Below are 1,570 nucleotides of genomic sequence, written 5' to 3'. Positions count from 1 at the left end.
AGGGCCCCTCGGTGGCGACCGGTCAGCGCACCGTGCTGGCGCCGCTGCGCGGCCGCCGCCGGGTGATCGGCGCGGCCGTGTTCGTACGCCGCCCGGACCGGCCGCCGTTCGAACCGGACGATCTGCTGGTGGCCGCGCAGCTCGCCACCCACACCGCGCTCGGCGTCGACAAGGCGGTGCTCTACGGGCGCGAGGTGTACATCGCGGACGAGCTCCAGCGCACCATGCTGCCCGACTCGCTGCCGCAGCCCACCGGCGTCCGGCTGGCCAGCCGCTATCTGCCCGCGGCCGAGACCGCGCGGGTCGGCGGCGACTGGTACGACGCGATCCCGCTGCCGGGCAACCGGGTGGCGCTGGTGGTCGGCGATGTGATGGGCCATTCGATGACCTCCGCCGCGATCATGGGCCAGCTCCGCACCACCGCACAGACCCTGGCCGGGCTCGATCTGCCGCCGCAGGAGGTGCTGCACCACCTGGACGAGCAGGCCCAGCGGCTGGGCACCGACCGCATGGCCACCTGTCTGTACGCGGTCTACGACCCGGTCGCGCACCGCATCGTGGTCGCCAACGCGGGCCATCCGCCGCCCCTGCTGCTGCACCGGGGCGGCCGCGCCGAGGTGCTGCGGGTGCCGCCGGGGGCGCCGATCGGGGTCGGCGGGGTCGACTTCGAGGCGGTCGAACTGGACGCCCCGGCCGGGGCCACCCTGATGCTCTACACCGACGGTCTGGTCGAATCGCGGATGCGCGATGTGTGGACCGGGATCGAGCAGTTGCGGGAGCGGCTGACCGCCACCGCCCGGCTCACCGGCCCCAACCCGCCGCCGCTGGAGCCGCTGTGCGACGAGGTGCTGGACATGCTCGGCCCCGGCGACCGCGACGACGACGTGGCGCTGCTCGCGGCCCGCTTCGAGGGCATCGCGCCCAGCGATGTCGCCTACTGGTTCCTGGACCCGAAGGCGCAGACCGCCGGGCAGGCGCGCCGGCTGGCCCGCCGGGCGCTGGCCCGCTGGGACCTGGACGATCTGACCGACGCGGTGGAGCTGCTGGTCAGCGAGGTGGTGACCAACGCGGTGCGCTACGCGGAACGGCCGATCACCCTGCGGCTGCTGCGTACGGACGTGCTGCGCTGCGAGGTCGGGGACGACGTCCCGCAACTGCCCCGGCTGCGCCAGGCCCGGCCGTCCGACGAGGGCGGCCGCGGGCTGTATCTGGTGAACCGGATGGCGCGGCGCTGGGGCGCGACCCGGCTGTCCACGGGCAAGGTCGTCTGGTTCGAGCTGGCGATGCCGTCCTGAGCCGCCGTGCCCGGGCGCCAGTCGGTCCGGTTGTCGTTCGACTGGCGCGCGCCCGAGTACGGCATGACGGTGTGGCCCCCGGACCCGGCAACCCGGTGACGATCCGCTCCGTTCGGTCGTGCGGTCGCGGGGGCGTTCGGGGGTGGCCCCGGTCGTCTGCCACGGGGGAGACACGGCGACTGGGACCCGAGGACCGTCCGCCCGGCCCCACGGGGCGGGCACGGAACGGACGGCCGTCTCAGGTGCGCCGGAAGCGGTAGGGGGCGTTCTCCTCC

At 74.9% G+C, this 1,570-nt stretch carries 1 protein-coding gene; it reads left to right on the top strand.

The window, feature by feature from the left end; genetic code table 11:
* On the top strand, positions 1 to 1,295 hold a 1,295-nt coding region (locus KN815_RS43715; RefSeq protein WP_216347308.1), incomplete at its 5' end, for a SpoIIE family protein phosphatase.
* Between the last annotated feature and the right edge of the window lie 275 nt (positions 1,296 to 1,570).

Origin of the sequence: Streptomyces niphimycinicus (genome assembly GCF_018883605.1) — a bacterium.
GTDB lineage: Bacteria > Actinomycetota > Actinomycetes > Streptomycetales > Streptomycetaceae > Streptomyces > Streptomyces niphimycinicus.
This window is presented reverse-complemented; position numbering and strand designations above follow the sequence as displayed.